Origin of the sequence: Desulfovibrio sp. OH1186_COT-070 (assembly GCF_003860215.1) — a bacterium.
Classification (GTDB): domain Bacteria; phylum Desulfobacterota; class Desulfovibrionia; order Desulfovibrionales; family Desulfovibrionaceae; genus Desulfovibrio.
Window position 1 is genome coordinate 1 of sequence record NZ_RQYH01000023.1, and the last position, 26023, is coordinate 26023.

General features: G+C 58.2%; 24 protein-coding genes, 1 tRNA gene and 1 other RNA gene. 24 read left to right on the forward strand and 2 right to left on the reverse strand.

Features of this window, described 5'->3' with window-relative positions; genetic code table 11:
- Positions 1–130: 130 nt before the first annotated feature.
- Positions 131–1099, reverse strand: coding sequence for a spidroin-2 (locus EII23_RS08220; protein ID WP_124792908.1), 969 nt, complete (start codon positions 1097–1099; stop codon positions 131–133).
- A 158-nt stretch (positions 1100–1257) separates the two neighbouring features.
- On the opposite strand from EII23_RS08220, the gene EII23_RS08225 reads away from it, so the two are divergent.
- From EII23_RS08225 to EII23_RS08270, 10 genes are all read left to right on the forward strand, one after another.
- Positions 1258–2409 carry a glycosyltransferase gene (locus EII23_RS08225; RefSeq protein ID WP_124792909.1) on the forward strand — a complete coding sequence of 384 codons (1152 nt, stop codon included), beginning with the start codon at positions 1258–1260 and terminating at the stop codon, positions 2407–2409.
- 118 nt (positions 2410–2527) lie between these two features.
- Positions 2528–3883 (forward strand): bifunctional UDP-N-acetylglucosamine diphosphorylase/glucosamine-1-phosphate N-acetyltransferase GlmU, encoded by a 1356-nt coding sequence (glmU, locus tag EII23_RS08230; RefSeq protein WP_124792910.1) that lies wholly within the window; start codon positions 2528–2530, stop codon positions 3881–3883.
- A gap of 57 nt (positions 3884–3940) precedes the next feature.
- Positions 3941–4186 carry a cell division protein ZapB gene (locus EII23_RS08235; protein WP_124792911.1) on the forward strand — a complete coding sequence of 82 codons (246 nt, stop codon included), beginning with the start codon at positions 3941–3943 and terminating at the stop codon, positions 4184–4186.
- Between the two features lie 5 nt (positions 4187–4191).
- A complete protein-coding gene (locus tag EII23_RS08240; protein WP_260424652.1) occupies positions 4192–4464 on the forward strand; it encodes a cell division protein ZapA in 273 nt (90 codons plus the stop codon).
- Positions 4465–4469: 5 nt separating this feature from the next.
- Positions 4470–4650, forward strand: a non-coding RNA gene (gene ssrS, locus EII23_RS08245) — 6S RNA.
- Between the two features lie 202 nt (positions 4651–4852).
- Positions 4853–6412: a ribonuclease Y gene (rny, locus tag EII23_RS08250; protein ID WP_124792913.1), complete on the forward strand. Its 1560-nt coding sequence runs from the start codon at positions 4853–4855 to the stop codon at positions 6410–6412.
- Positions 6413–6414: 2 nt separating this feature from the next.
- The gene (locus EII23_RS08255) at positions 6415–7020 is read left to right on the forward strand and encodes a trimeric intracellular cation channel family protein (protein WP_124792914.1); all 606 of its coding nucleotides are present in this window, start codon (positions 6415–6417) and stop codon (positions 7018–7020) included.
- Positions 7021–7081: 61 nt separating this feature from the next.
- Entirely contained in the window at positions 7082–8071 is a 990-nt protein-coding gene (locus tag EII23_RS08260) for a metal ABC transporter solute-binding protein, Zn/Mn family (protein WP_124792915.1), read from the forward strand.
- Complete coding sequence (locus EII23_RS08265) at positions 8061–8924, forward strand: metal ABC transporter ATP-binding protein (protein ID WP_124792916.1); 864 nt, start codon at positions 8061–8063, stop codon at positions 8922–8924. The genes EII23_RS08260 and EII23_RS08265 overlap by 11 nt, the downstream gene beginning before the upstream one ends.
- Positions 8917–9798 (forward strand): metal ABC transporter permease, encoded by an 882-nt coding sequence (locus tag EII23_RS08270; RefSeq protein ID WP_124792917.1) that lies wholly within the window; start codon positions 8917–8919, stop codon positions 9796–9798. The genes EII23_RS08265 and EII23_RS08270 overlap by 8 nt, the downstream gene beginning before the upstream one ends.
- Positions 9799–9818: 20 nt before the next feature.
- On the opposite strand, the gene polA is transcribed toward EII23_RS08270, so the two are convergent.
- Positions 9819–12491: a DNA polymerase I gene (gene polA / locus EII23_RS08275; protein WP_124792918.1), complete on the reverse strand. Its 2673-nt coding sequence runs from the start codon at positions 12489–12491 to the stop codon at positions 9819–9821.
- Between the two features lie 103 nt (positions 12492–12594).
- On the opposite strand from polA, the gene EII23_RS08280 reads away from it, so the two are divergent.
- The 14 genes from EII23_RS08280 (at position 12595) to EII23_RS08345 (ending at position 25977) form a co-directional block, all read left to right on the forward strand.
- The gene (locus EII23_RS08280) at positions 12595–13704 is read left to right on the forward strand and encodes an ABC transporter permease (RefSeq protein WP_260424653.1); all 1110 of its coding nucleotides are present in this window, start codon (positions 12595–12597) and stop codon (positions 13702–13704) included.
- Position 13705: 1 nt separating this feature from the next.
- Positions 13706–14539 (forward strand): ATP-binding cassette domain-containing protein, encoded by an 834-nt coding sequence (locus EII23_RS08285; protein WP_185702341.1) that lies wholly within the window; start codon positions 13706–13708, stop codon positions 14537–14539.
- Positions 14536–15504 (forward strand): MlaD family protein, encoded by a 969-nt coding sequence (locus EII23_RS08290; RefSeq protein WP_124792920.1) that lies wholly within the window; start codon positions 14536–14538, stop codon positions 15502–15504. The genes EII23_RS08285 and EII23_RS08290 overlap by 4 nt, the downstream gene beginning before the upstream one ends.
- Positions 15504–16094, forward strand: a complete 591-nt coding sequence (locus EII23_RS08295; protein WP_124792921.1) for a membrane integrity-associated transporter subunit PqiC — start codon at positions 15504–15506, stop codon at positions 16092–16094. Before EII23_RS08290 ends, EII23_RS08295 begins: the two co-directional genes overlap by 1 nt.
- Positions 16091–17176 carry a two-component system response regulator gene (locus EII23_RS08300; protein ID WP_124792922.1) on the forward strand — a complete coding sequence of 362 codons (1086 nt, stop codon included), beginning with the start codon at positions 16091–16093 and terminating at the stop codon, positions 17174–17176. Before EII23_RS08295 ends, EII23_RS08300 begins: the two co-directional genes overlap by 4 nt.
- A gap of 301 nt (positions 17177–17477) precedes the next feature.
- Positions 17478–17553, forward strand: a tRNA-Glu gene (locus tag EII23_RS08305).
- A gap of 296 nt (positions 17554–17849) precedes the next feature.
- Positions 17850–18152 carry a type II toxin-antitoxin system RelE/ParE family toxin gene (locus EII23_RS08310; RefSeq protein WP_124792936.1) on the forward strand — a complete coding sequence of 101 codons (303 nt, stop codon included), beginning with the start codon at positions 17850–17852 and terminating at the stop codon, positions 18150–18152.
- A complete protein-coding gene (locus EII23_RS08315) occupies positions 18149–18442 on the forward strand; it encodes an addiction module antidote protein (protein ID WP_124792923.1) in 294 nt (97 codons plus the stop codon). The genes EII23_RS08310 and EII23_RS08315 overlap by 4 nt, the downstream gene beginning before the upstream one ends.
- A 58-nt stretch (positions 18443–18500) precedes the next feature.
- Positions 18501–19364, forward strand: coding sequence for a M15 family metallopeptidase (locus EII23_RS08320; protein ID WP_124792924.1), 864 nt, complete (start codon positions 18501–18503; stop codon positions 19362–19364).
- A gap of 169 nt (positions 19365–19533) precedes the next feature.
- The gene (locus EII23_RS08325) at positions 19534–20970 is read left to right on the forward strand and encodes a sigma-54-dependent Fis family transcriptional regulator (RefSeq protein ID WP_260424654.1); all 1437 of its coding nucleotides are present in this window, start codon (positions 19534–19536) and stop codon (positions 20968–20970) included.
- Positions 20971–21189: 219 nt separating this feature from the next.
- On the forward strand, positions 21190–22902 hold the full coding sequence (locus tag EII23_RS08330; protein WP_124792925.1) for a thiamine pyrophosphate-binding protein: 1713 nt from the start codon (positions 21190–21192) through the stop codon (positions 22900–22902).
- A gap of 133 nt (positions 22903–23035) precedes the next feature.
- Positions 23036–24082 carry a TRAP transporter substrate-binding protein gene (locus EII23_RS08335; protein WP_124792938.1) on the forward strand — a complete coding sequence of 349 codons (1047 nt, stop codon included), beginning with the start codon at positions 23036–23038 and terminating at the stop codon, positions 24080–24082.
- Positions 24083–24143: 61 nt separating this feature from the next.
- Positions 24144–24668 carry a TRAP transporter small permease gene (locus tag EII23_RS08340; RefSeq protein ID WP_185702342.1) on the forward strand — a complete coding sequence of 175 codons (525 nt, stop codon included), beginning with the start codon at positions 24144–24146 and terminating at the stop codon, positions 24666–24668.
- Positions 24669–24702: 34 nt separating this feature from the next.
- Entirely contained in the window at positions 24703–25977 is a 1275-nt protein-coding gene (locus EII23_RS08345; RefSeq protein WP_124792927.1) for a TRAP transporter large permease, read from the forward strand.
- Positions 25978–26023: the final 46 nt, after the last annotated feature.

The window sequence follows — 26023 nt, forward strand, 5'->3', positions numbered from 1 at the left end:
CTGTCACAAATATCATGTCGTCGATGTGCGCGCATAGCTTCTCCTGTCATGCAGGAAGAGGTGTTATCATACTATTCATAGTTTGACGACACTATCTAGCTGCGCGTTCAGGCGCGTCCCCCAGGGCTGTTCAGAAAAGCCGCGCCAGAAAGGGCAGACTTTCCCGCGCGGCCAGCAGGCCCAGCGCCAGCCCGTTGAGCCAGTACAGCCTGCGGGGAGCACGCATCCCGAACAAAATGCCCCAGCAGGCGATGGCCAGGGTCAGAAAAGTTTGCGCCAGCGCCTGGAGCGCCAGCCAGTCCGGCAGTGCGCCGTCGCGCAGCGCAAAACCCAAAAGCACCCCCCAGCGGTCCAGGCAGCGGGGAACATAGCCTGCCAGTGCCCACAGCGCGCACCAACGGGCGGCAGTTTGCTCATTGGCACCGGCAGAAGGGGTGTGCGGGAGCAGGGAACGCACGACAGGCAGCGCCAGCAGGGCAATGGCCCCGGCCGGCGACAGGGCGGCAAAGAAATTGTGCGCCGCGCCGCTCAGAACAGCGGTGGCCGCCCGTGAAAAATCCATGCCCTGGGGCAGGGAGGCAAAAGGCCAGTACGGCAGCGCCCGCGCGGCGAAGAAGCAGAGGGCCGCCAGACAGACGAAAACCAGACTTTGGCGCAGGCCGGGCTGAGCATGGCGCAGCGCATCGTCCGTACGGGCCTTGCCGCATTGGGCAGTGCGCTGCGGAAGAGGCGGTATGGAATGCTTTCGGGCATACAGAAGCAGACAGAATATGCCTGCAAGCCAGCTTGCCACAGATGTGGTGTACGGCAGGAACGCCGGGTTTGTCAGGGATGCGGCCCAAAGCGCCCCTGTTCCGCCCGAACCGGACAAAAGCAGCAGCGCGTCACCCGTAACGAGCAGCGGCCCCAGACAGGCAAGCCAGATATTGAGGCGCGTCAGGGCATACGCGCCCTGAATGCGCAACGCGCTTTGCCCGTGCCGCTCCATGCACAGTGTCAATGCCGTGATCACGGGCATGGCGGCCGCTGCCTGCGCGCCGATGCCCAGAACGGCGAAAGCCCATTGCCAACCCCAAAAACCTGCGGAAAGAGTCTGCATGTCCTGATATGTACCCTGTGCGCGGCATGGCTGCAAGACGCGGCATGCCTTGATACAGACGATGCCCTGGTCTATATTGCCTCTTGGCGCATGCTGCCTGTTATGCCGGAAGGCCAGTGCGCTTTCCGCATGCGTGCCCCGACTTTTCAGGAGAGAGTATGCCGTCCCCTGTGCTGGTTTCCGTTCTCATTCCTTCCCACAATTACGCGCGCTTTTTGTCCGAAGCCGTTGCCAGCGCCCTGCGTCAGAAGTCGGACAGCCTTGATGTGGAGGTTGTGGTGGCGGACGATGCCTCCACGGACAATACCGAGGCTGTTGCCCGGTCACTGGGCGACGATATTGTGTATGTGCGGCGCAAGGAGTGCGGGGGGGAGTCCGCCGCGCGCAATGAGGCTTTGGCGCGGGCGCGCGGCGATTTTCTTGTCTTTCTGGATGCCGATGACCTTTTGACCGAGGGGGTGTTGGCCCGGCATCTGCGGGTGTTTGAGGAGCAGCCGGATCTGGGACTGTCCGTCTGCCGTTGCCTTGATATTTTTACCGATGGAGCCGTGGGCGAGAACCGCTTGTGGCCCCTGATGCGGAGCCACGGGCATATCCATGTCTGCAATGCCAATGTGGCCCCCGTGCACTGCTTCATGATCAGAAGTGAAGTCGCGCGGCAAACAGGTCTTTTCAACACGTCCCTCAAGGGCTGTGCGGACTATGAATACTGGCTGCGCTGTTTCAGCCTGGGCTTTCGTGCGGGGGTTTGCCCCGAAGGGCTTGTGATCTACCGCAAACACGGCGTAAACGTCACGCACAACAGGCCGCACATGTGGATGCACGAGGTCGTGATCCACAGTCTTGCCTTTGATCTGCTGCAAACCTCGCGCCTGGCGGCGGAGCATGAAAAACTGGCGGCCTGGCTGGCCCTGGCCTGCGGGTGTGCTGGTGTGGCCTTGAACATCACCTTCAATGCGTCCCTGCGGCAAAAAATGCAGGATCTCTTTGCCGCGGCCGTGCACGCGGCCCTTGAGCACAGGGACTTGCTGGCAACAAGAGATCCCGACATGCGGCGCTTGCAGGGATTGTATGCTGCCCGCGCCTGCATGGTCTGCCGGGAAATCCGCGCCGACCTCACGCCCGGCGCTCTTGAGGCCGCCCGAATTCTGGAAGACCTTTTCCCGCAATTTGCCGCGCGCGACAGCGGAGACCTGCGGCGTCACTGCAATACGCTTTTGGCCTCTCTGGCTGTGCCCGGCATCCCCGAAAGCCTGTGCCGCGTGTCTGGCGGCATGGCGGGCGGCATGGCGGGCGGGCCGTCGGCGTAGCGCAGGGCGCTGCCTGCATCTGTTTTTTGCGAAGGCGGCTTGGGCATACAGTTGCGCCCAGGGAAAATCCCTGCGGAAAGTAAAAAAATAAAAACCGGGATGCTCCGGGGGAGATCTCATGCAAAAAAATGCGGCTCTGGTTCTGGCGGCAGGCAAGGGAACGCGCATGCATTCTGACAAACCGAAAGTCCTGCAGTCCCTGCTGGGCGAACCCATGCTGGCCTGTGTGCTGGAAGCCCTGCGGCCGGTCTTTGCCCAGGATGTCTGGATTGTTGTGGGGCACAAGGCCGAAATGGTGCGGGCGGCCTTTCCCGATGCGCGTTTTGTGTCGCAGGAACAACAACTGGGCACAGGGCATGCCCTGATGCAGGCCCTCCCGGCGCTTGAGCAGGCGGGCTGCACGCATGTTCTTGTGGTCAACGGCGATACCCCCCTGCTGTCCGAGGGCGTGGTGCGGCGTTTTCTGGCCGAATCCGCCGGGCAGGATCTGGCTTTCGCCGCCATTGAACTGGATGATCCCGGAGCGTACGGCAGGGTTGTGCGGCATGCTGACGGCAGCATCGCCATTGTGGAGGCGAAGGAATACGATCCGTCGCTGCACGGCCCGGTTTCCCGTGAAGTGAATGCGGGCATGTATTTTCTTTCCCTGCCTGCGGTGAAAGCTCTTTTGCCGCGCCTGACCAACGACAACAGGAGCGGAGAATATTATATCACGGATCTTGTGGCTCTGGCGGTGGCCGAAGGGCTTGCCGTATCCGGCGTCCGGTGCGGCGGGGATCAGAATCTTCTGGGAGTGAACTCTCCCCGCGAACTGGCGCAGGCAGAAGAAATGCTGCGCCGCAGAATTGTGGATGATCTTCTGGAGAAGGGTGTCATGATCCACGCTCCGGAGCAGGTGCGCGTTGGCCCGCTGGCACGTGTGGAGCCGGGCGCAGAGCTTTCCGGCCCGTGCGAAATTTGCGGAAAAACCGAAATTGCGCGCGGAACCTCCGTGGCATCGCACTGCATTGTCTGCGACTGTGTGCTTGCGGCCGGAGCGCAGATCCGCCCCTTCTCCCACCTTGAAGGCGCGTCTGTGGGCGGAGAAGCCCTTGTGGGGCCGTATGCGCGCCTGCGGCCCGGCGCCGTGCTGGAAGAGCAGAGCCGGGTGGGCAATTTTGTGGAACTGAAGAAGGCGCACCTGGGCAGAGGGGCCAAGGCCAACCACCTTGCCTATCTCGGCGATACGGTTGTGGGCGAGAAAGCCAACATCGGGGCAGGAACAATCACCTGCAATTATGACGGCAGGCACAAATACCAGACCAAAATAGGGCGGGAGGCCTTTATCGGCAGCAATACGGCTCTGGTCGCTCCGGTCTGCGTTGGCGACGAGGCATTGGTGGGCGCGGGGTCCGTTGTCACCAAAGACGTGCCTTCCGGGGATCTGGCCATTGCCCGGAGCAGACAGAAGAACCTGCCGAGAAAAAAGGGGTAAGGGCCGCCCGCGACTCCATTCTTGCCAACTGCTTTCTGCGGTGCTACGGTATGCCGCATGGACGTTTTGGGGCGGCTCGAATCGCAGGTCGCGGCTCTTCTGGATGAGCTCCGCCGCCTGAAAGAGGGATATGCGTATCTGGATGCGCAGATTTTCGCCCTGCAAGAAGAAAAAACCGCCCTTGCGGCGGAAAACCGCAGACTGACGCTTGATCTGGAAAAAGAAGGGCAGTTGCGGGCCGAAGCCCGCAGGCGCATTGATGCCCTCTTGCGAAAAATTGAGGAACACGACAGCATTGAGTAGCTTTTGTGGACCAGCATACGACTAATCTCATGGTTCTTGGCCTGAGCATCGACTTCAAGGCCAGCGTCGACATGCGGCGCGTGGAAGAAGCCGTACACTTGGTCGAGGAACGCTTTCATGAGCAGATGCTGCGATTCCCGAAAGGACAGACAAAGGATATTCTGCTGACCTTCATGGCTCTTGGGCTGGCGGATGATTTGCTGCAGTTGCAAAAAGAGATGGCGGAGGCGAAAAATCGCCTCAACGCCATACTTGCACGGATAGAGAGTTCGGTGTAGGCGTGCGTTCCCTGGAACGCCCGTGATTTTGTTTCGGTGCTGGCCTGACAAGCATATACAAGGGAATCGTTCCTGTCCTCTGTGTGCATGCCCGGATTTTTTCGGGAAGCCTGATCAGGGCATACAGATCCCGACCTGGAAATCCAGGTTCTGCACCGCATCACGACACGACGTTCCGGGGATTCGCGTATCCCTGCCGGGCCTTTCGGCCTCGGCCACCGATGGTTTTTCCGTTGCACGTCATCGGCTTTTTGCCGCCTTCCGCATCCGGCCCGGCCACAGCAGCCCCTTTGGGCAATTTTGCCGCGACACCCGCGCGGTGTCGGCGTTCGCCGGAAGGGCGTCGCCTTGCGATGCCCTCCGTATTGAGAAAGGAGTGGCTGGATATATGGATCCGCTGTTGATTGCCGCGCTGTTTGCCGCGGCTTTGTCGGGCCTTGTGCTGGGGATTTTTGTGCACAAGCGTTCCGCAACCAGGCGCGTGGGAGATGCCGAGGAACTGGCCCGGCGTATTGTGGAGGAGGCGCGCAAGGAAGCGCAGGCGCAGAAAAAGGAAATCCTCCTGCAAGGGCAGGACGATCTGTTTCACCAGAAGCGCGAGCTTGAAGGCGAATTCAAGGAAAGGGAGCGCGAGGTCAAGGCAAGAGAACGCAAACTGGACGAACTGGGCGGCCGTCTTGAAGAAAAGCTGGAAAAGGCCACGGCCAGAGAGCACGAATTGCTGGCGTCAGAAAAGGAATTGTCGCGCAAGGAGCGTCAACTGGCCGAGTCGGAGCTGTTTTTGCAAACGCGCATTGACGAGCAGGAGCTTTGCCTCGCAAAGATAGCCGGTTTCACGGCAGAAGAGGCGAAAGAGAAGCTTTTTCAGGAGATTGAGGCAAAAACGCGGCATGAAGCGGCGCGCATGATCCGCCAGATCGAAACAGAGGCCCGCGAAACCGCCGACAGAAAGGCCAAGGAAATTCTGTGTAACGTCATCCAGCGGTATGCCGGTGACTATGTGAACGAACAGACGGTCACTGCTGTCACCCTGCCCAGCGAGGACATGAAGGGACGCATCATCGGGCGTGAAGGCCGCAATATCCGCGCGCTCGAAGCCGCAACGGGCGTTGACCTCATCATTGACGATACACCGGAGACCGTCATTCTTTCCGCCTACAGCCCCTTGCGGCGGCAGGTGGCCAAGATGGCTCTGGAGCGCCTTATCCAGGACGGCCGCATACACCCTGCGCGCATTGAGGACATTGTGCAGAAATGTGAGCAGGAGCTTGATGCCCAGGTGCGCGAAGTGGGCGAGCAGGCGACCTTTGACGCTGGCGTGCACGGCATCAACCCCGAAATTGTCAGGCTGCTCGGGCAGTTGCGTTACAGAACTTCCTTTACCCAGAACGTATTGCAGCACTCGCTGGAAGTGGCTGCCCTGTGCGGCATGATGGCGGCAGAACTGGGCATGGACGTGAAAAAGGCCAAACGCGCCGGTTTGCTGCACGATATCGGCAAGGCGGTTGATCACGAGGTGGAAGGGCCGCACGCGCTCATCGGCGCGGACATTGCCAAAAAATACCATGAAAACAGTGAAATAATCCACGCCATCGCAGCCCACCACGAAGACCAGCGGCCCTCCACCGCCCTGGCCGTTCTGGTGCAGGCCGCTGACTCCATTTCCGGGGCGCGCCCCGGAGCGCGCAAGGAACTGCTGGAAAACTATGTCAAACGTCTGGAAGACCTTGAGGGCATTGCCACCAGCTTTGACGGTGTGGGCAAGGCCTATGCCATCCAGGCCGGGCGTGAAATCCGGGTCATGGTAAATTCCGATATGGTTGATGACGACAGCACCTATATCCTTTGCAAGGATATCTCTGAAAAAATTGAGAAAAATCTGACATACCCCGGCCAGATCCGTGTTACGGTTATCCGTGAGCGGCGGGCCGTGGGCTATGCCAAATAACCATGCTTTCTTGTCAACCCATTGTCATGCTTGATCTTGCGGCCGGCCTTGCGCTGGCCGCAGCCACATCCTGCCGGGCCTTTGCAGGCGGGGCGCACTTCAGCGGCGCGGCATCGCTGGGGGTATTGTCCGGTCTGGCCGCTTCGCTTGTGCGCGATCTGCTGGCGGGTTTTGCCCTTTCCGCGTTGCACAACGGGGCATATCTCGCTTTGGCGGTCGCGGGGGGCGGTGTGGGAGCCCTGGCGGGGCGCTGGCGGCATGCGCGCCTGGCTTTTTACTGGCTTGACGGGGCGGGGCTGGCTCTGGCGGGCGGCGTGGCTGCCGTTTCCGGCGCTGCCCTGGGAATGTCCGCTGCGGGCTGTCTTGTGTTGAGCCTGGTGTCCGCTCTGGCTGGCGGCCTCGTGCGTGATGTGGCTCTGGGAGATGTGGCCATGGTGGTGGAAGAGGAGAGCTATGCCACCGCAGCGGCTTTGGGGGGCATGCTGGCTCTGGCACTGGTTGCCTGGGGCGCTCTGGAAAACTGGCAGTGCGCTCTGGGAGGGGCCGTGCTGACTCTGCTGTTGCGGGGCATCCGGCTGAGCAGGGGCAGGTTTGCCTTTCTCTCCTGAAAAAAGTGGCGTGGCCATGTGCAGCAGGAAAAAACAACGCACAAGATATCAGGGAAAAATCATGCGCAGTACCAGAAAATTTTTGTTGTCCGCAGGCAGATGCCTGTTGCTGTTCTTGAGTGTCGTGGCAACCGGCATCCTGTCCCTGCCCTCGCCGTGCCTTGCCGCGCCTTCGGGGCTCCATGTGGTTGCGACAACTTTTCCCATATATCTTCTGACCAGCGCTGTTGCCCAGGGCAGGCCCGGCGTGCGTGTGGATTTGCTCATCCCCGCGCAGGCGGGTTGCCCGCATGACTATGCCCTGACCACCGGGGACATGAAAAAATTGTCCGCAGCCAGCGTCATCGTTGCCAACGGCCTGGGCATGGAAGATTTTATGGACAAGGCCCTGCGGGCCATGGATCGCCATATTCCTCTCATTGACAGCAGTGTGGGCATACAGCCGCTTGCTGCGCAGGAGGACGGGCATGACCATGCCCACGGGGAGGGGCATCACCACGATCATGGGGAGCAGTGCAACCACTCCCATGGCGCGGTGAACCCGCACGCCTTTTCCAGCCCGCGTCAGGCCGCGTGGATTGTGCGCCATATCGCGCGTTCTCTCGGCGAACTGGATCCCCAGGGAGCGGAGGAGTATGCGCGTGCCGCAGAGGCCTATGCGCTGCGGCTGGAAGCCATCGGGCACAGATTGGCCGCTCTCGGTGCTGGCGCTGCCAACAAAAAAGTTGTTCTGCTGCACGATACGGCCGCCTATCTTTTCAGGGATGCCGGATTGCATGTGATAGCGGCCATTCAGGAGAACGAGCATGTCCAGCCTTCTGCGGCGCGCATACTGGAGTTGACGCGCCGCCTCCGGCAGGACAAACCGGCTGTCATTGTCAGCGAGCCGCAATATTCGGACAAGGCTGTGCGCGCTCTTTCCGCCGAAACCGGCGTGCCCGTGTTGCAGCTTGACCCTGTGGCTTCGGGGCCGGCCGATGCCGATCCCGGATATTATGAGCAGGTGATGCTCAAAAACTGTGAAGCCCTCGAGAAGTATTTTGGCAAATAATTCCGCCATCGGCCCTTCAATCTGCTTTGAGCATGTGAGCGCGGCGCGGGGCGGGCGTCCGGTACTGGAAGACGTTTGCGCCGCCGTTCCCGCTGGCGGCAATACCGTTGTTGTCGGCCCCAACGGGGCTGGCAAGACCAGCCTGCTGCTCTGCCTCATCGGCGAAGTGCCTTTTTCCGGGAGCATACGTTTTCAGGGGGAGGACTGCCGGGACAGCATTGCCTATGTTCCGCAGTCCCTGGCGCTGGATCGCGGCCTGCCCCTGAGTGTTGAGGACTTTCTGGCGCTGGGCTGCGTCCGCCGTCCGCTCTGGCTGGGAACATCCTCTGCCGTGCGTGACGAGGCGCGCCGCCTTCTGGCCCTTGTGCAGGCCGAAGATCTGGGAGGGCGGCAGATGTGCGCGCTTTCCGGAGGCGAGTTGCGCAGGGTTCTGCTGGCCGCGGCTCTGGGGCGGCAGCCCCGCCTGCTGGTGCTGGACGAACCGGCGGCCGGAGTGGATGTTTCAGGGGAGCGGCTGTTGTGGGAAATTCTTGCAGAAGCCAGAATCCGGCAGGGGTTCACGCAGATCATGGTCAGCCACAACTTACCGTTGACAGCGCACCATGCGTCGCACGTGATCTGCCTTGACCAACGGGTTCAGGCCCAGGGCCCTCCGCAGCAGACCCTCACCGCCGACCGGCTGCTGAAACTCTTTGGCGTTCCCATTCACCTCTATCCTGACCAGTGTTTTTCCGAAGAATCCGGATGCCCCCAGTGCGGCGCCGTCTGCATGACGGCAGAAGTGCTGGAAAGGGGGGATTTTGCCAGAGAACGCCATACCTCCGACACAATGCCAGGGAGCACGGATGCCTGATTTTTCCCCGTTGTATGCCGCAATCTCCTTGTTGCCGCTGGACTGTCTGCAGGCGCGTTTCATGCAGCAGGCTCTGCTGGGACTGCTCTTGCTCACCCCCATGACGGCGGTTCTGGGCGTGCATGTGGTGAATTTGCGTATGGCTTTCTTTTCGGACGCCATAGGGCATTCGGCATTTGCCGGAGTGGCGCTGGGCCTGATGCTTTCCGCTCCGCCGGATGCCACCATGCTGCTTTTCGCCATCCTGATGGGCGTGGCGATTACGGCCATGGGGCGCAGGAGCGGGCTTTCGGCCGATACGGTCATCGGCATCGCCTTTTCCGCCGTGGTGGCTTTCGGGCTTGCGGCGGTCAGCCGGATGGACGGCATTGCCCGCGATATGCAGCGTTTTCTCTACGGGGATATTCTGACCCTCACAGAGTACGATATCCTCTTTCTGGCGATTCTTTTCGTTGTTTTGCTGCTGTTTCAGGTCGCGGGGTACAACCGTCTTCTGTACATTGCCCTCAATCCGGTCATGGCGCGGGTGCACGGCATACGGGTGGCCTTCTGGCAATATGTTTTTTCCGGGTTGCTGGCGCTGGTGGTCATGTTTTCCGTGCAGACCGTCGGGGTGCTTCTGGTCACGGCCATGCTCATTGTGCCGGCCGCAGCCGCCAGAAACTTTTCCCGCACGGGCGGCGGGGTCTTTTGGTGGGCACTGCTGGTGAGCGTCAGTTCCGCCTTTCTGGGCCTGATCCTCTCCGCCCAGCCGTGGCTGGCCACAGCCTGTGGGGCCACGGTCATTCTTGTGGCCTGCTGCTGGTTTGCTGTCAGCATGCTTGCCGCAAAGCTCGGGGAAAGGCCGTTTTTCACGCGCGCTGCGCGGCAGTGACTGCCCGCAACGGCTTCGGATCAGTGGGCAGCCCCCCAGTCCGGGCCTGTGCCCCAGTCCACAGCCAGCGGCACAAGAAGCTTTTCTCCGCCGGGACGCACGCTTTCCATCAGTTCCGCCACCCGCATTCCGACTTCCCTGGCCGTGTTGGCCGGGGTTTCCAGCAAAAGTTCGTCGTGAACCTGCAAAATGATGCGCGCTCCCAGGCTTTTGATGTGCGCATCGTGCGCCACGGCCAGCATGGCGAGCTTGATGATGTCTGCCGCGGAGCCTTGAATGACCGTATTGATGGCCTGGCGGCGGGCAAGGGCCTGGGACTGCCCGTTGGCCGAGAGAATGTCCGGCAGGTGACGCCTGCGGCCCCCCAATGTCGTCACATATCCCTGCTCTCTGGCGCTGTTTTCCACAGATTCGTAAAACGCTTTCAGGCCGGAAAGGCGCGCAAAATACCGGGCAATGAATTCCCTGGCCTCGCTGCCGGGAATTTTCAGTTCCTGTGCCAGCTTTTGCGCGCCCATACCGTAGATCAGCCCGAAATTGATGGTTTTCGCATTGCGGCGCTGATCCGCGCTGACGGCGTCCGGGGGCACGTCATAGACAAGCGCCGCTGTGCGGGTGTGGATGTCCTCTCCGTCACGAAAGGCGGCAAGCAGCGCCGCGTCACGGGACATGTGCGCCAGAACGCGCAATTCCACCTGCGAGTAGTCGGCGGAGACAAAAAGATGCTCTTTGCCCGCCACAAAGCATGAGCGCATGCGTTTGCCCAGCGGGCCGCGCACGGGGATGTTCTGCAGGTTGGGATTGCTGGAAGAAAGCCGTCCGGTGGCTGTGGCCTTCTGGTTGAAGGTGGTGTGGATGCGGCCCCGGGCGTCTATGATGCGCGGCAGAGGGGCAAGGTATGTGGAGCGCATTTTTTCAAGTTTGCGAAATTGCAATATGTTTTCGATGATGGCGTGTTGCCCTGCCAGTTTTTCGAGGGTTTCCTGGCTGGTGGATGCCTGCCCCCCTTTTGTTTTGCGCGGCGAGGGCAGTTGCAGGGCAGTGTACAGGATTTCCCCCAGTTGCTGCGCCGAACGGATATTGAAGGGTTTTCCGGCAATGGTATGCACAACATGGGTCAGGCGATCCAGCTCTGCCTGCACTTCGTCCAGAAACGTCCTGAAGGCCGCGGCGTCAATGCCCACGCCCTGTTTTTCCATCTCCGCCAGAACGGGCACAAGGGGCAGTTCCAGATTTTGATACAACTCCAGCAGGCCGTCCGCCGCGAGGCGCTCTTCCAGTGCGGCCATCATGGGCAGGGCGGCCGCTGCTCCTCTTTCTGTTTCCGGGGCTTGCCTCCTCCAGCGCACGGCCAGGCGGGGCCAGCCGTAGTCGCTTTCTTCGGGATTCAGAATGTAGGCGGCCAGGCCCAGATCAAAGAAAAAGGCGGGGGCGCTCTGGCGGAGCAGGTTTTGCCAGCAGGCATCCGTTACCAGCAGCGCCTTGAGATCCGGCGTGACCACCCGTTGTGCGGAGCCCGCCCAGCGGCAAAGCTCTTCTGTGCTCCCCCCCCAGAGCAGACTGTTTTTTCCCTGCACGGCCACATGAAATCCGCGTGAACCGTTGTCGGCCGGGAGCAGGGCAACATTCAGGCCGTGACAGTCGGGCAACTGGGCGGCATCGCGCACTGCCTGTACGGCACTCTGCGCGGGCAGATCCAGCAGGCTGGACTGCACGGCTGTCCCTGTCCGGGGGGCTTCGCGCATGCCGTGCGGCGCTGGGGGAGCGGCTTGCGCGGGGTTTTCCGCTGCAGTGTCTGCGGACTGTTGGCGTATGAGCCCCTCCATGTCGCGCCACAGCGCATGAAGCTCAAATTCTCTGGCCAGGGCGCGGCATTCCTCTGCGTCTGCCGGACGCACACAAAGGTCTTCCAGGCGCAGATGGGCGCAGAAGTCGCGCGAAAGCGTGGTCAGCCTGCGCCAGAGGAAGATGCTTTTCAGATGATCCCGCAATTTGTCCTGAATTTTTGGGGGCAAAGCGGAAAAGCGATCCCGGATGTCCTCGAGGCTGGGGCAGATTTCGAAAATTTTTTTCGCCGTCTTGGGGCCGATGCCCGGCACGCCGGGGATATTGTCGCTCGTATCGCCGATAACGGCCTGCATGTCCGGCCAGCGGTCGGGGGGAACGCCCTTTTCGGCGGCAAAGGCAGCGGCTGAGCATATTTTTTCTTCTCCTGTGGCCGGGTCCCACATGTAGACGTTGTGGTTCAGACACTGCTGGAGATCCTTGTCGCCGCTGACGATAACCACAGGGTGCTCCTTGCGGAAGCGCTCAGCCAGGGACGCGATGCAATCGTCAGCCTCGCAGCCTTCGGAAACCTCGACGGCCACGCCCAGAGCGCGCGCCATGCGCATGACAGGTTCCATCTGCCGGACAAGGTCTTCCGGGGTAGCGTCCCTGTTGGCCTTGTACAGGGGGTAGAGCTCGTGGCGGAAATTTTTCCCTTTTCCGTCCTTGACAAACAGGACATGGCGAGGGCGTTCGTTGCGCAGAATCCGCAGGAGAATGCGGGTCACCACAACAATGGCGCTGGTGGGGAAGCCGTCCGAACGCTGCATGTTTCTGCCAGCGAAGAAACCGCGATAGATAAAGGCACTGCCGTCTATCAGAAAAACGGGATCGCCGGAAAGGTTGAGTCTGTTCTTGAGCGACATTTCGCAGAGCCTCCGGTGTGAAAAGAAACGGGCGGACACGCTGCCGCTTGCCGAAAGGCAGTGCTATCCGTATACTACTATAGGTATGGAAACAAGTCGGCAAGTGACAGCCTCTGTTCATGAGGCATGCCTGTACATCCGCATCGGCGGTTGCTGGAATATGAGCCAGCCCCGCACACAGGAAGCGGCTGCGGTTCTTGCCAATGTGCGGAATCCGGATATTCGCGAGGTGCGTCTCGAATGCGCGGATCTGGAATCCTGGGACAGCAGCCTTCTTGTCTTTCTGGTGCAGACCATCAAGGCCGCCCAGGCACGGGAGGCTCTGGTGCACCGCTGCCTGCCCGCGGGTGTGGAGCGCATGCTTGATCTGGCCTTTGCCGTTCCCGCCAGAGGAGGCAACCCCCGCCAGCAGGAAGAAGAAGGGCTTTTGGCCCGGACAGGGGAGCGGGTGCTGGCACTGGTGCCCAAAGTCAGTGACCTTTTGCATTTTCTGGGCGAGATTGTGGTTTCCGCAGGGAGGCTTTTTGCCGGGCGGGCCAATATGCGCAGTCAGGATCTGCTGGCGGCCATGCATCAGTGCGGAGGGCAGGCCCTGCCCATCATCTCCCTGACCAGCCTGTTGTTCGGGCTTATTCTTGCCTTTGTGGGCGCGGTGCAGTTGACCCAGTTCGGCGCGCAGATCTATGTGGCGGGCCTTGTGGGCATCGGCATGCTGCGCGTCATGGGGGCCGTGATGGTGGGCGTTGTGATGGCCGGCAGGGTGGGGGCCGCCTATGCCGCTCTTATCGGCGCCATGCAGGTCAACGAAGAGGTGGACGCCCTGTCCACCCTGGGCATTTCTCCTGCGGAATTTCTTGTTCTGCCGCGCGTTCTGGCTTTGGCTGTCATGATCCCCCTGCTCACGCTGTATGCGGACATGATGGGGGTTCTGGGAGGCTTTCTGGTGGGCGTTGCCATGCTCCGGCTCAACCCCATGGAATATATCAACGCCACCATCGAGATGGTTTCTTTCACCCATGTGCTCATTGGTCTGGTGTACGGTGTGGTGTTCGGGATCATCGTCGGCGTGGCGGGCTGTTATCAGGGCATGCGTTGCGGGCGGAGCGCCCAGGCCGTGGGGCAGGCCACGACAACGGCTGTGGTGCATTCCATTGTGGGCATTATTGTGGCCACAGCCGTGATAACCATTATCTGCAATGCGCTGGATGTGTGACATGCCCCGTGCATTTTCTGCGCAAGAACCAGGCAAGGGCGGCGATGCCTGCATCAGGGTCTGCGACCTTGCCGTGGGCTACGGTTCGCGCGTGCTCATGCAGGATGTGAGCTTTGAGGTGCGTACCGGAGACATTTTTTTGATCATGGGCGGATCCGGCTGCGGCAAAAGCACTCTCCTGCGTGTGTTGATGGGGCTCAAACCTCCGCAGAAAGGGCGGGTTTTTCAGGACGGAACGGATTTCTGGAACAGCGGCGAGGAAGAGCGGCAACGCCTGACGCGCCGCACAGGTGTTCTTTTTCAGAACGGCGCATTGTGGAGTTCCATGACCCTGGCGGAAAATGTGGGACTGCCCTTGCAGCAGTATACGGATCTGGAGGAGGACGAAATCCGCGAGCAGGCTTCCCTCAAGCTTGCGCTGGCAGGGCTTGCCGGGTTTGAAAATTATTATCCCTCCGAAATCAGCGGGGGCATGCGCAAGCGGGCCGGACTGGCGCGGGCGCTGGCGCTGGACCCGAAAATCCTTTTTCTGGACGAGCCTTCGGCGGGGCTGGACCCTGTGAGCTCCCGCCTGCTGGACGACCTCATTCTCGAATTGCGCGACAGTCTGAACACCACATTTGTCATTGTGTCGCACGAGCTTGCCAGCATTTTTTCCATCGCCAGCGACAGCATTTTCCTTGACGCCCGGACGCGCACCGTTGCCGCGCGCGGCAAGCCTGCGGAACTCGTCCGGGATACTTCAACGGCTCCGAGCGCCCTGCGCTTTTTGACCAGGGGAGAGAGCGACAGGGCAGACACGCCGTCTCCGGAGCGGCACAAGGAACAGCAATGATGGCAAAAAAATACAAAACCGCTGTGGGCGCATTTGCCTTGGGCGGCATTGCGCTTCTGGCCTTGGGCGTGGCGCTGCTCGGCAGCGGGCGTCTGTTCAGCAATGCGCTGGAATATGTGCTGTATTTTGACGGTTCCGTGAGCGGGCTTTCCACGGGTGCGCCGGTGGTGTTTCGCGGTGTGCCCATGGGCAGCGTCAGCCGCATCAGCCTTGTGGCCAACTCGCGGGATTCCAACGTGACCATTCCCGTGTATATCCGTATTGACGACCGCAGTTTTGTAAAGTCGGGGGGATATACCGATCTTTCCGAGGAGCAGCAGCGCGAGATCATACAGCGTATGATCCAGCGGGGGTTGCGCGCCCGCCTGCAATTGCAGAGCCTGATCACGGGGCAGTACCGGGTGGAGCTGGATTTTTATGCCGGATCGCCCGCCAATTTTCGCTCGGCAACGCCGGACATGGAAATTCCGACCATTCCGTCGCCCATTGACACCCTGCAGACAACGCTGGCCCATCTGCCCCTGGAGCAGATGGTCGATTCTTTGTCCCTGATTTTGCAAAACGTGGGGCAGGCCCTGCAGGACAACAGTCTGGGTGAGGCTATTGCCGCCTTTCGGGAAACTTTTGAAGAGGCGCGCGCGATAGTGAAAAGCGAAACCCTGCGCACCACAGCGGCGCAGACCGCGCAGCATCTGGCGGTTGCGAGTGCGGCCATGGGCAGGGAATTGCCGGAAACCCTGAATGCCTTTCGGGATGCCATGCAGCGGATGGCCGCTGCCGCCGATCAGTTGAAGGCAACGGCAGCTTCCGCACAGGCTGTGCTGGGCCGGGATGCGTCTGCTGGCAACGAATTGCGGCGGCTGTTGAAGGAAAGTACGGAGGCCATGCGGTCTCTGCGCGCTCTGGCCGACATGCTTGAACGCAATCCGGAAGCCTTGCTCAAGGGAAAACGAGGATACCGATAATGCCACGATATTTTCTGCTGTTGCTCCTGCTCTTTGCGCTGGGGGCGTGCGGAAGAAGCACTCCCACGCAGTACTATCTTTTTCAGACCTCCCCGCAGGGCGTGAAAACGGATGCCCTGCCCGCAAAAAATCTGCGCGTGGGGCAGGTGAATGTGCCCGGCTATCTGGATCGTTCCGGCATTGTCAGCCGTATGCCCGACTCTGCGGAAATTGTGGTGGCCGAGTTTCATGTCTGGGCGGAGCCTGTGGCGGACGGGATCCGTCGCACTGTTCAGGAGGCCCTTGCCCCCCTGCTGCTGCCCGTTGGCATCAATACGCCTGCACCGGGTGACGACAGCGACAGCGAATACGTTCTGGCGCTTGACGTGCAGCGCTTTGAAGGAATTTTGGGGGAGCAGGCCGTTCTGGAAGTGCGCTGGACACTGCGCGGCAGGCATGAGAAACTTTTGGGAAGGGGCATTTACGCCGACAGTGAGGCAACGGCCCGCAATACCCATGAGGAGCTTGTGCGCGCCCAAAACCGCATGTTGCTGCGCATGTGCGTCCGCCTTGGAGAACTGCTTCCCACCCTTATCCGGAGAGCATCGTGAATACCGACTCCCCCCGGCGCAGCCGCATACTGATTGTGGATGATGCGCCGGAAAACCTGTATATTCTCAGCGAATGCCTGCGCGACAGCTATACCATCATGTTTGCCAAAAACGGGCTCGATGCGCTGCGTCTGGCCACGCAGCAGCCGTGCCCGGATCTCATCCTGCTGGATGTGATCATGCCCGATATGGACGGCTATGAAGTCTGCCGACGTTTGAAGGAAAATGAGCAGACGCGTGGCATCCCCGTCATGTTCATCACCGCCCAGAATGAAGAGACTGACGAAGCCAGGGGGCTTTCTCTGGGCGCTCAGGACTATATCACAAAGCCGTTCCGCGCATCGCTGGTTCGCAACCGGGTCGAAAACCAGCTTCAGTACAAACGCTATCAGGATCACCTCAACGAACTGGTGCACGAGCGTACGCGCCAGTTGGCCCTGACGCAGGAGGCGACCATCCATGCCATGGGCTCCCTGGCGGAATGGCGGGATCCGGAAACCGGCGGCCATATCAAGCGCACGCAAAATTATGTCAAGGCGCTTGCCATGCATCTGGCGCGCCTGCCCCAGTACAAACCGGAACTGGACGACAATGCCATCTTCTGGCTGTATCTGTCGGCTCCGTTGCACGATGTCGGCAAGGTGGCCATTCCCGATTCCATTCTGCGCAAGCCGGGTTCGCTCACGGACGAGGAATATACCATCATGAAGGAGCATGCCGCTCACGGGCATGCCATACTGACCTCCGCCGACACGCTGCTCGGGGAAAACTCCTTTCTGCGTGTTGCTGGCGACATTGCATACTGTCACCATGAACGCTGGGACGGCAAGGGCTATCCGCGCGGCCTGAAGGGGAGTGAAATTCCCCTGTCCGCCCGGCTCATGAGCGTGGCCGATGTGTATGATGCCTTGCGCAGTCGCCGGGTCTACAAGCCGCCCATGTCGCACGAAACAGCGGCGGGCATCATTCTGGAAGGCAGGGGAACGCAATTTTGCCCTGACACCATTGACGCCTTTGAGGAAATTCAGGAGCAGTTTGTCTCTATTGCCATGCGCCATGTGGATGCGCCGGAACCGGAGTAGGGCGGGCATGCCCGGCACACATGGGGTTTTCCGGGGCCAGATCTTGTTCACACTGGCGCTTTTCGTGCGGCACAAGCTTGCGCCCGGCGAGCACGGCAGGGCGGCCGGGATGCCCCTGCCCGCGCACAAGGCTGAGAGTTTCACGCTTCCAATGAAATCTGCGTTCCAACAATAAGAAATTCAAAACGAATTTTTCAGAAAATCATCACAAAGGTGAATGTCTCCACACGTCTTCCGGGCTTGACAAGCGGAAGCTCTGCCCGTATACATCAAAATCGGCGGCAGAAGCCGCCTGACTTGCGTCACCATCGTCTATCCGGTTAGGACGGCGGCCTCTCAAGCCGTTAAGACGGGTTCAAATCCCGTTGGTGACGCCAGATTTCTTGGGATTGCGATTTGGGCATGTATAAAACTGTGTGCAAATCGCTTTGACCAGAGGGGCGAAGGGTACTACCTTCGCCCTTTTTCTGTTTGGAAAACAGCCCTGGGCAGTCCATGGGGTCGTTCTGGATTTTGCTCTGCGTATGGTACGCGTGTTTTTACCCGCAATGCAGCGTGATTGTGACAAGGGATCTTTACACGACCTGCCAGAGATCGCGCTTCTTGCAAAGCGCAGGCATATCAAAAGGAAAATAATCTTGACATCTGTATCCGATTGGCTACTTTTGTGCTTGTGAACACAATCCTCCAGTCCGAATTGTTCGTTAGTTGGCTGGCACGCCTGGAAGACATGCAGGCCAAGTTCCGTATCTTGGCAAGGATTCGTCGTGCTGAGTTGGGAAACTTCGGCGACTGCAAGTCTGTCGGAGGTGGCGTTTCCGAAATGCGTGTGCATACGGGGAAGGGGTATCGTATGTACTTTATGCAGGATGGGGATCGCGTGTATATTCTTCTGGCCGGTGGTGACAAATCCAGCCAGCAAAAAGACATTGAGGTTGCCATTGCCTTGGCAAAAGAAAGGAAGGCGCTCCTGTGAAATTCACCAAATTTGATATTGCGGATTACCTGGACAATGAAGATGCCATAGCGGCCTATTTTTCTGCTGTTATGGAGGAGAGCGACCCTGACCTGCTGGTTGCGGCTCTGGGTGATATTGCTCGCGCCAGGGGGATGGCAAAACTGGCGGAGGATGCGGGTTTGAACAGGGAAAGCCTCTACAAGGCTCTGCGTCCCGGCGCCAAGCCCCGCTTTGACACTGTGTTCCGCATCATGAAAGCCCTGAATATCAAGATGCAGGCCTCTGCTTTCGCCAGTGGCGCTCAATAAGTTCTCTGCCACCATTTTTGCCTTGCATTGACCTGTGCAGCACGGGTAGGTTGCGACTATGCGCCTGTTGCTTGTCTGTTTTTTGTTGGTGTCTGCTTCTGCCCTTGCCCGGGACCTTGAGGGAGGAGGGGGGCTGGGTGTCGAACCTGCTGCCACCCGTCTGGATCTGTATTGTCTACGCCTTTCCTATCCCTCCGTGACAGGACTCGTGGAAGATGCGCAAGGGCAGTGGCTGCTTCTGGAGAACGGCCAACGGGTACTCTACGCGCGGGCGTGGGACGCTCCTGCGCCTGCGGGGCCGGAAGCTGCCTGGGTGGTGGATGTGCGCACCAGCATGGCCGATATCTATCCGTTGGAGCCCGAACGCCCGGACACTCCGTTGGGATTTTCTCCGGGGAGGCGGCGCTCCCACGACCTTTTGCAGGCTTTGTACGGTCACAGTCCCGCTACAGTAGGGGAAGGGCTGGAACAGGCATTCCTGTTGGGGCGTCCTGTGCATTTGAGCCGACAGGCGGCACAGGCCATGCGCAGGGCTGATGCCTCCCTGCGGGAAATGATCGCCCTTCAGCCGGAGCTTGTGCCCCTGCTTGTGATAGACGGCGGATTTACCTGGCGGCGTATCGCCGGGGAGCAGCGTCTGAGCCCGCACGCCTTTGGTATTGCCTTTGATATCAGCCCCCACCTGGCCACCTATTGGCGTTGGAACCCGCTGCGCCCGCACCCCATGCAGAAAATCTATCCCTCAGCCATTGTGGAGGCTTTTGAACGCGAAGGCTTTATCTGGGGCGGTAAATGGCATGAATACGATCTCATGCATTTTGAATACCGCCCGGAACTTGTGTGCAAGGCCCGCACCTTGCGTGACATGCGCGCCATGACGCCACAGGCGAAAGAGGGTGTGGAGCAAAAGAGCATAAAATAAAAACTTTGCTATATTCGGAAAAGGGAGCAGCGTGTTTTTGGGAGGGCTGGTTTTTGCCACTTCTCGAGTATCCATTTTTTCTGTGCTCTGTTTGTTCGGTAAACTGTGCTGCTTCTGCTGTACATCAGTGATCTTGTGCGAATTCAGCGCATAGGGGCCGCAATATTCTGTGCCAAACAGCGGGGTAGATATGTCAAAGGAGTGGAGCAATTCCGAACGGCTTTATCAGGATACGCTGGACGCTCTTCCTGAAGGTGTCCTGTATTGTGATGCCGAATTTATTGTTCGCAAGATCAACAAATGTTATGCATCTTTGCTGGGGGGTGACGTCAAAAGTATTTTGGGCCGCCCCCTGCCGGACTTGAATCCTCTGACACGAGCCCCGCGAGTCATCAAAAGCGGCCGACAGGAACTGGGAGATCTTTGTACATTGCCGCTTTTTGGTGACACTTACAAGTTTGTGGTTAACAGAATCCCGGTACGCGATGACTATGGAACAGTTATCGGAATGGTGTCACATATTCTGTTTACAGATCCTGAAGAACTGCGTGAGCTGAACCGTAAAATAGATTTTTTGGCCAAAAAGAGGAACAGCTATAACCGCAGTTTGAGGCCAGAGCACAAGGCATACTACGATGTTGAAAGCATTATTGGTGACAGTGTCCCCATCCGCGAGGTGAAAAAACTTATCCTGAATTATGCCAATGATGTTCATCCTGTGCTGATTCTGGGAAAGACCGGTACAGGCAAGGAATTGGCGGCCCACGCTCTGCATGCGCGCAGTGGTCGGGCAGATGGTCCTTTTATCAGCATCAACTGCGCGGCCATTCCCAAGGAGCTTTTTGAAGCTGAACTTTTTGGATATGCCCCGGGAGCGTTCTCGGATGCGCGCAAAGAAGGAAAAGTCGGTCAGATGGAACTGGCCAATGCAGGTACGCTTTTTCTGGATGAAATAGGGGATATTCCACTACATGCCCAAGTCAAACTGCTGCGCGTGCTGGAAGAAAAGCGTATCGTCAGGCTGGGCGACATTTCGGGCAGGGCAGTGGATTTTCGCCTGATTACAGCCACCAATCGTGACCTCCAGGAAATGATAGCCCAGGGGGCCTTCCGTGAGGATCTGTACTACCGCATCAGCACCCTGGCGATTCGCCTGCCTCCTCTGTGCGCCCGTACCGAGGATATCCTGCCCCTTGCCAGACACATTCTTTCAAAGATCGGCTGCACTGCATCGGATTTTACGGAACAAGCTGTAAAAACTCTGGAAGCGTATGCCTGGCCGGGCAACGTGCGGCAGTTGTTCAACGCGCTAGTACATGCTGCTCTGCATCAGAGCGGCGATTGTATCGATGTGGGAGATCTGCCTTCCGATATCAGGGGGGGCGGCCAGACCTCGGAGCGTCCCCTTTTTTCGCAGCAACGCAATCAAAGTCTTGCCGCATGGCTTGGCAGCCAAGAGGCCTGTTTTTTGGCAACTGCCCTGAGGGAGAACATGGGCAATATCACGTCGACAGCCCGGCAGTTGGGCATCTCGCGTGTCACTTTGTACACCAAGCTGAAAAAATACAGAATAACGTGGCAGGGCACCAAAGAAAATGTGACCTGACTGTAAGGTTTTTGTTACACTTGATATGAACAAATGATAAGATTTCTTTGCGTTATGTTTTATGGCCGTGAGGGGTGTCCTTTTGTGGAGATGAATTATTTCAATGTAATATAGATAAATATTTTGAGAGGGATCTCCAGGCATGCTCCTTGCTGTCAGTGACGGTAGACGGTTTTTGAGAAATCGTGTTCTGTCCCCTTCCAGCATAAGGAGAAAACCATGCAAGCTGCCAACGGAGGCGAAGCCGCTGCCCGTGCCTTGATTGATCTGGGCGTGGAATTTGTATTTACCCTCACCGGCGGACATCTCAACCACATCCACCAAATTCTCGAAAAGAGCCCGGTTCGCCTCGTGGATACGCGACACGAGCAAGCGGCTACGTTCATGGCTGACGCCTATGCCCGCATGACGGGCAAGCCCGGTGTCGCCATGCTCACGGCCGGGCCTGGATTCACCAACTGTATCTCACCTCTGCAACAGGCTGCTACCAACTGCACGCCCCTACTGGTCATTGCAGGGGCATCGGGGATGGATTACCGGGATAAAATGGACCTTCAGGATGCGCCCCAAGCCGCCATTGCCGCTCCCATTGTCAAAGCTGCCTACGTCTGCACCCAGACAGAGCGTGTCGCCGAATATGTGGAAACAGCCTTTCGTATGACTTTGGCTGGACGTCCTGGACCGGTTTTTCTGGAATTGCCCTGTGATGTGCTGGGGAGGGCCATGCCCGGCGGGCACTGCGCATGGCACAAGACGATCCTGGATTCACGGCCTGTAGATGTGCATGGAGTAGAGAAAACGATTGCTCTTCTTCGCGAGGCAGAGAGGCCCATTCTCATTGCAGGCAGCGGGGCTGGATATGCCAGAGCCGGCAAGGAATTGCAGGAGTTTGTGGAAAAAAGTGGCGTTCCCGCATTTACCTGCAATATGGGGCGCGGTTTGATTTCGGACTTGCATCCTCTCTGTTTTGGCCTGGCTGGACCGCATCGTCCCCTGACGGCCAAAAAAGCCTTTGCAGAAACAGACTTGGCCCTGATTCTGGGAAACCGCATCAGCCTCAATCATTTTTTCGGGTCCGCATACAACAGAAATGCCAAACTGGTTCAGGTGGATATCGCCGGTGAAGAGCCGGGGCGCAACAGGGCTATCAATGTGCCTGTGATCAGTGATGTGCGCGCTTTTCTGGATCTGCTCAACAGTCGTTTGGATGCCCTTGGGCTTTCTGGTGGGGGAGCAGGTGGTTTAACCCATCGCTATACCGCTTGGGTAGAAAATCTGCGTGCGGAAAAAGCACGTTGCGCCGCAGAAATGTTGCCTGCCATGACCAGCCCAAGCCTGCCCATTCATCCCCAGCGCCTGGTCTACGAGATAGACCAGTTCATGGACCGCGATGATGATGTGGTGCTGGGTGATGGTGGCGATGCCCTGACTTGGGTGCATGTGGGCCGTACGGTGCGTACTCCGTACAGGCTTCTGGATCATGGCCAGTACTGGTGCATAGGCGGTGGTATTGCAGATGCAATTGCGGCTCGCCTGGTTTATCCGGACAGTCGGGTCATGCTGGTGACCGGTGACGGCTCTTTTGGTTTCAACTTCATGGAGGTGACAACGGCTCTGCGCAAGGGGCTGTCCTTGGTTGTGGTAGTTGCCAATGACCAAAGCTGGGGCATGATCCGGCACAGCCAGCAACTGCGCTTGGGCTACTCTCTGGACTCTGTAAGCTGGCTCGGATTTACGCCTTATCACAAGATGGTGGAAGCCGCCGGAGGCAAGGGCTTCCATGTAGAGCGCCCACAGGATATCCGCGCGGCCCTGGAGGCGGCTTTTGAGAGCCGTACAGTGGCTTGCGTCAATGTCATGATTGATTCCGAAGTCGTAAGCCCCGCCAGCATCGCCTTGGGGCAGTTGGGAGCCTACAAGATAACAGACTGATAGTTTTTTCTGTAGTGACTTTTGCTGAGGAGGCATAGCCAAAAAAGTCTGTGGCATGGGCAACTTGGCAAAATTGACAGATGAATGGCGGGAGATGTCAATTGGTATCACGGTAAAAACAAAGGAGTCGAGCATGAAACGGATTTTCGGTATCATCTCTGCCTTGTGCTTGATCGGATTGGCTGCCGCGTCTCTTTGTCCAACGGTTCAGGCCGCTCCCAAGGTGATCAAGATAGCCTTTTCCAACTTTCCCGACCATCCGCAAGGACAGGCTTTTGCTTTGTTCAAAAAAGAAATGGAGTCCCGTTCCAAGGGGGCATTCAAAGTGGAGCTCATCGACTCCGGAAAATTCGGCAATCCGGAATCTATCGTTCAAGGGCTGCAAATGGGTGTCCTTCAGATCGGGGCTGAATCAACCAGCAATTTTTCGCAGTTCAATCCCCATCTGATGCTTTTTGACATGCCGTATCTGATCCCCAGCTATGAAGCGGCAGATCTCGTTTTGGACGGTCCTGTCGGAACCCGTCTGGCCGCAGGGCTGGAAAAGAACGGTTGCCTCGGGTTGGGCTATATGGAGTTGGGCTTCCGGAACGTTTTCAGCATTCGGCCGGTGCGTTCGCTGGAGGATAACAAGGGGTTGAAGATTCGTGCTACCCCATCCAAGGCCCATATCGCCATTTTGCGCTCGTTGGGCATGAGCCCCACGCCCATGGCATGGGGCGAGGTCTATACGGCCCTGCAGCAAAAGACAATCGATGGCATTGACGTGGATCTCAACTTGGGCTGGTTCTGGCGTTTTTCGGAAATTACCCGTCATTTGACCTTGAGCCGACATTTTTACACTCCGCATCTGGTGCTCATTTCCAAGCGATTTTGGGATGCGCTTTCTCCAGATGATCAAGAACTGATCAAAACAGTCATGAAGGAGGCAATCGTCTTTGAACGGGCCAAAAGCCGTGCCAATGAAAAAGACTTCATTGTACGCCTGAAGAGTGAGTTGGGCATGGAAATTATTGAGCTTTCTCCGCAAGAATTGCGTCGCTGGATGGATGCTGCGCATGCGGTTCCTCTGGAGTTCAGCAAGTCCGTACCAACGGAACTGGTGCAAAGCGTAATTTCTACCATCAAGGATGCGGGGCTTTATCCTCCGGACATGCAACCCGCCGGATACAAGCAGTAACTCGCAAAGGGGACGATTCCGGCCATTGCGGACGGTATCGTCCCTCATGAGGACATACGCCATGACAAAAATTTTTTCCAAACTGGAAGGCGCGATGTCTGTAGCCGCTCTGACGGTCATGTTTCTCTGCATCGCCCTGCAGGTGTTCTGCCGCTATGTTCTGAACAACGCTCTGGAATGGCCGGAAGAAGTTGCCCGTTACGCTTTTATTTGTGCTGTTTTTCTGGGGGCAAGCTTGGCCGCCCAGGAAGGCAGACATCTGGAGATCAGCGTCTGCAAGCACAGCTTCGGGATACGGGCATATTATGCGCTGACCATTATCTCCACTGCCTTTACTCTGATCTTCTGTGCCGTCATGGCCGTCTGGGGAGGGAAAATGGTCATCTTTGTGGCTGAGTCGGCGCAAGTGGCTGCCTCCATGTCCATGCCCATGTATGTTGTCTACCTGGTGATACCGCTTGGCATGGCATGCATGTTTTTTCGCGCTGTGAATCACGTTCTGGCAGTATTGCGCAGAGTGTCTGACCATGACGCAGGACAAACCGGAAAAAGAAATGCCTTGGAAGAAATGTCCAACTCGTGGTGATATTTTCTGGTTTTCGCATTGTTGAGAGGTTTGTATGGAACTCCCCATTATCTTGACGGCTGTGACGATTGCTGTGCTGTTGATTTTGAGTGTTCCGATCTGCGCTGCCCTGGGGCTCGGTGTCATGGTGGGCATGGTCGCGGGTGATCTGCCCCCGGAATTCATGATGCAGAAAGTTTTTTCTTCTCTGGACAGTTTTCCTCTGCTGGCAGTGCCTTTGTTCATTCTGGCAGGCGAGGTTATGCAGAAAGGCAGTATGGCTGACGCATTATTGCGCGTTTCCCGCTGCCTGGTGGGGCACATTTCGGGAGGGATGGCCCATGTGAGTATTTTGACCTGCATGTTTTACGGCGCGCTGTCCGGATCAAGCCCGGCTACAGTGGCTGCCGTTGGCGGCATCATGATTCCTGCCATGACGAGGGAGGGATACCCGCGGGATTTCTCCGCAGCCGTAAATACCTCTGCGGGGTGTCTGGGGGTTATGATTCCCCCCAGTGTGCCCTTGATTATTTATGGAACGACTGTTGGGGTGTCGGTAAGTGATCTGTTCATTGCGGGCATTTTGCCAGGAATTTTTGTAGGCATAGTGTTGATGGTTACGGCCTGGATTATGGTGCGGCGGCGAGGCATTGTTGTGGTTGCCCGCAAAGCTACCCGGCGTGAAACTTTTTGCGCCATCTGGGAAGCAAAGCACGCTCTTCTGGTACCAGTTATCGTGCTGGGTGGGATCTACGGAGGCATATTCACGCCCACAGAAGCGGGAGCAGTGGCCGTTCTTTATGCCCTTATGGCGGAGGGATTATTGTTGCGTTCCCTGACATGGGGCAAGGCATGGGAAGTACTGAAAGGCGCAGCCATAACCAATGCCACAATTTTTATCATCATGTGCGTTGCCTGTGCTCTGGGACAACTTCTGCTGATCTATAGCGTTCCCGATGCTGTGGGTGACCTTTTGTCGGGAGTGGCTCACAACAAATATCTGTTGCTCGCCGTAATCATTGTCATCATGCTTGTTGCAGGCACCTTCATGGAGGCTCTGGCCAATATTATCATTCTGGCTCCATTGATGTTTCCGGTCATCAAAAGTGCGGGTATTGATCCCACGCATTTCGGTATAGTTTTGATCACTTCGGCAGCTTTGGGATTTCTGACTCCGCCCGTAGGGGTAAACCTTTTTGTGGCCTGTGGCATCAGCAAAATGAGCATTGAGAAGCTCAGCCTGGCGGTACTGCCTTTCTTGCTGGCTATGTTGCTGGCCTTGGCCGTTCTGACGATCGCGCCGCAGATATCCTTGTTGCTTCTGGGGTGAGAAATTCCTGACAAAAAAGGGAGCCAAGCTCCCTTTTTTGTCGATC

Coding starts and splice junctions, on each gene's coding strand:
- EII23_RS08220 (WP_124792908.1), bottom strand. CDS start 1,099: ATGCAGACTCTTTCCGCAGGTTTTTGGGGTTGGCAATGGGCTTTCGCC.
- EII23_RS08225 (WP_124792909.1), top strand. CDS start 1,258: ATGCCGTCCCCTGTGCTGGTTTCCGTTCTCATTCCTTCCCACAATTAC.
- glmU (WP_124792910.1), top strand. CDS start 2,528: ATGCAAAAAAATGCGGCTCTGGTTCTGGCGGCAGGCAAGGGAACGCGC.
- EII23_RS08235 (WP_124792911.1), top strand. CDS start 3,941: ATGGACGTTTTGGGGCGGCTCGAATCGCAGGTCGCGGCTCTTCTGGAT.
- rny (WP_124792913.1), top strand. CDS start 4,853: ATGGATCCGCTGTTGATTGCCGCGCTGTTTGCCGCGGCTTTGTCGGGC.
- EII23_RS08255 (WP_124792914.1), top strand. CDS start 6,415: ATGCTTTCTTGTCAACCCATTGTCATGCTTGATCTTGCGGCCGGCCTT.
- EII23_RS08260 (WP_124792915.1), top strand. CDS start 7,082: ATGCGCAGTACCAGAAAATTTTTGTTGTCCGCAGGCAGATGCCTGTTG.
- EII23_RS08270 (WP_124792917.1), top strand. CDS start 8,917: ATGCCTGATTTTTCCCCGTTGTATGCCGCAATCTCCTTGTTGCCGCTG.
- polA (WP_124792918.1), bottom strand. CDS start 12,491: ATGTCGCTCAAGAACAGACTCAACCTTTCCGGCGATCCCGTTTTTCTG.
- EII23_RS08285 (WP_185702341.1), top strand. CDS start 13,706: ATGCCCCGTGCATTTTCTGCGCAAGAACCAGGCAAGGGCGGCGATGCC.
- EII23_RS08290 (WP_124792920.1), top strand. CDS start 14,536: ATGATGGCAAAAAAATACAAAACCGCTGTGGGCGCATTTGCCTTGGGC.
- EII23_RS08295 (WP_124792921.1), top strand. CDS start 15,504: ATGCCACGATATTTTCTGCTGTTGCTCCTGCTCTTTGCGCTGGGGGCG.
- EII23_RS08320 (WP_124792924.1), top strand. CDS start 18,501: ATGCGCCTGTTGCTTGTCTGTTTTTTGTTGGTGTCTGCTTCTGCCCTT.
- EII23_RS08330 (WP_124792925.1), top strand. CDS start 21,190: ATGCAAGCTGCCAACGGAGGCGAAGCCGCTGCCCGTGCCTTGATTGAT.
- EII23_RS08335 (WP_124792938.1), top strand. CDS start 23,036: ATGAAACGGATTTTCGGTATCATCTCTGCCTTGTGCTTGATCGGATTG.
- EII23_RS08340 (WP_185702342.1), top strand. CDS start 24,144: ATGACAAAAATTTTTTCCAAACTGGAAGGCGCGATGTCTGTAGCCGCT.
- EII23_RS08345 (WP_124792927.1), top strand. CDS start 24,703: ATGGAACTCCCCATTATCTTGACGGCTGTGACGATTGCTGTGCTGTTG.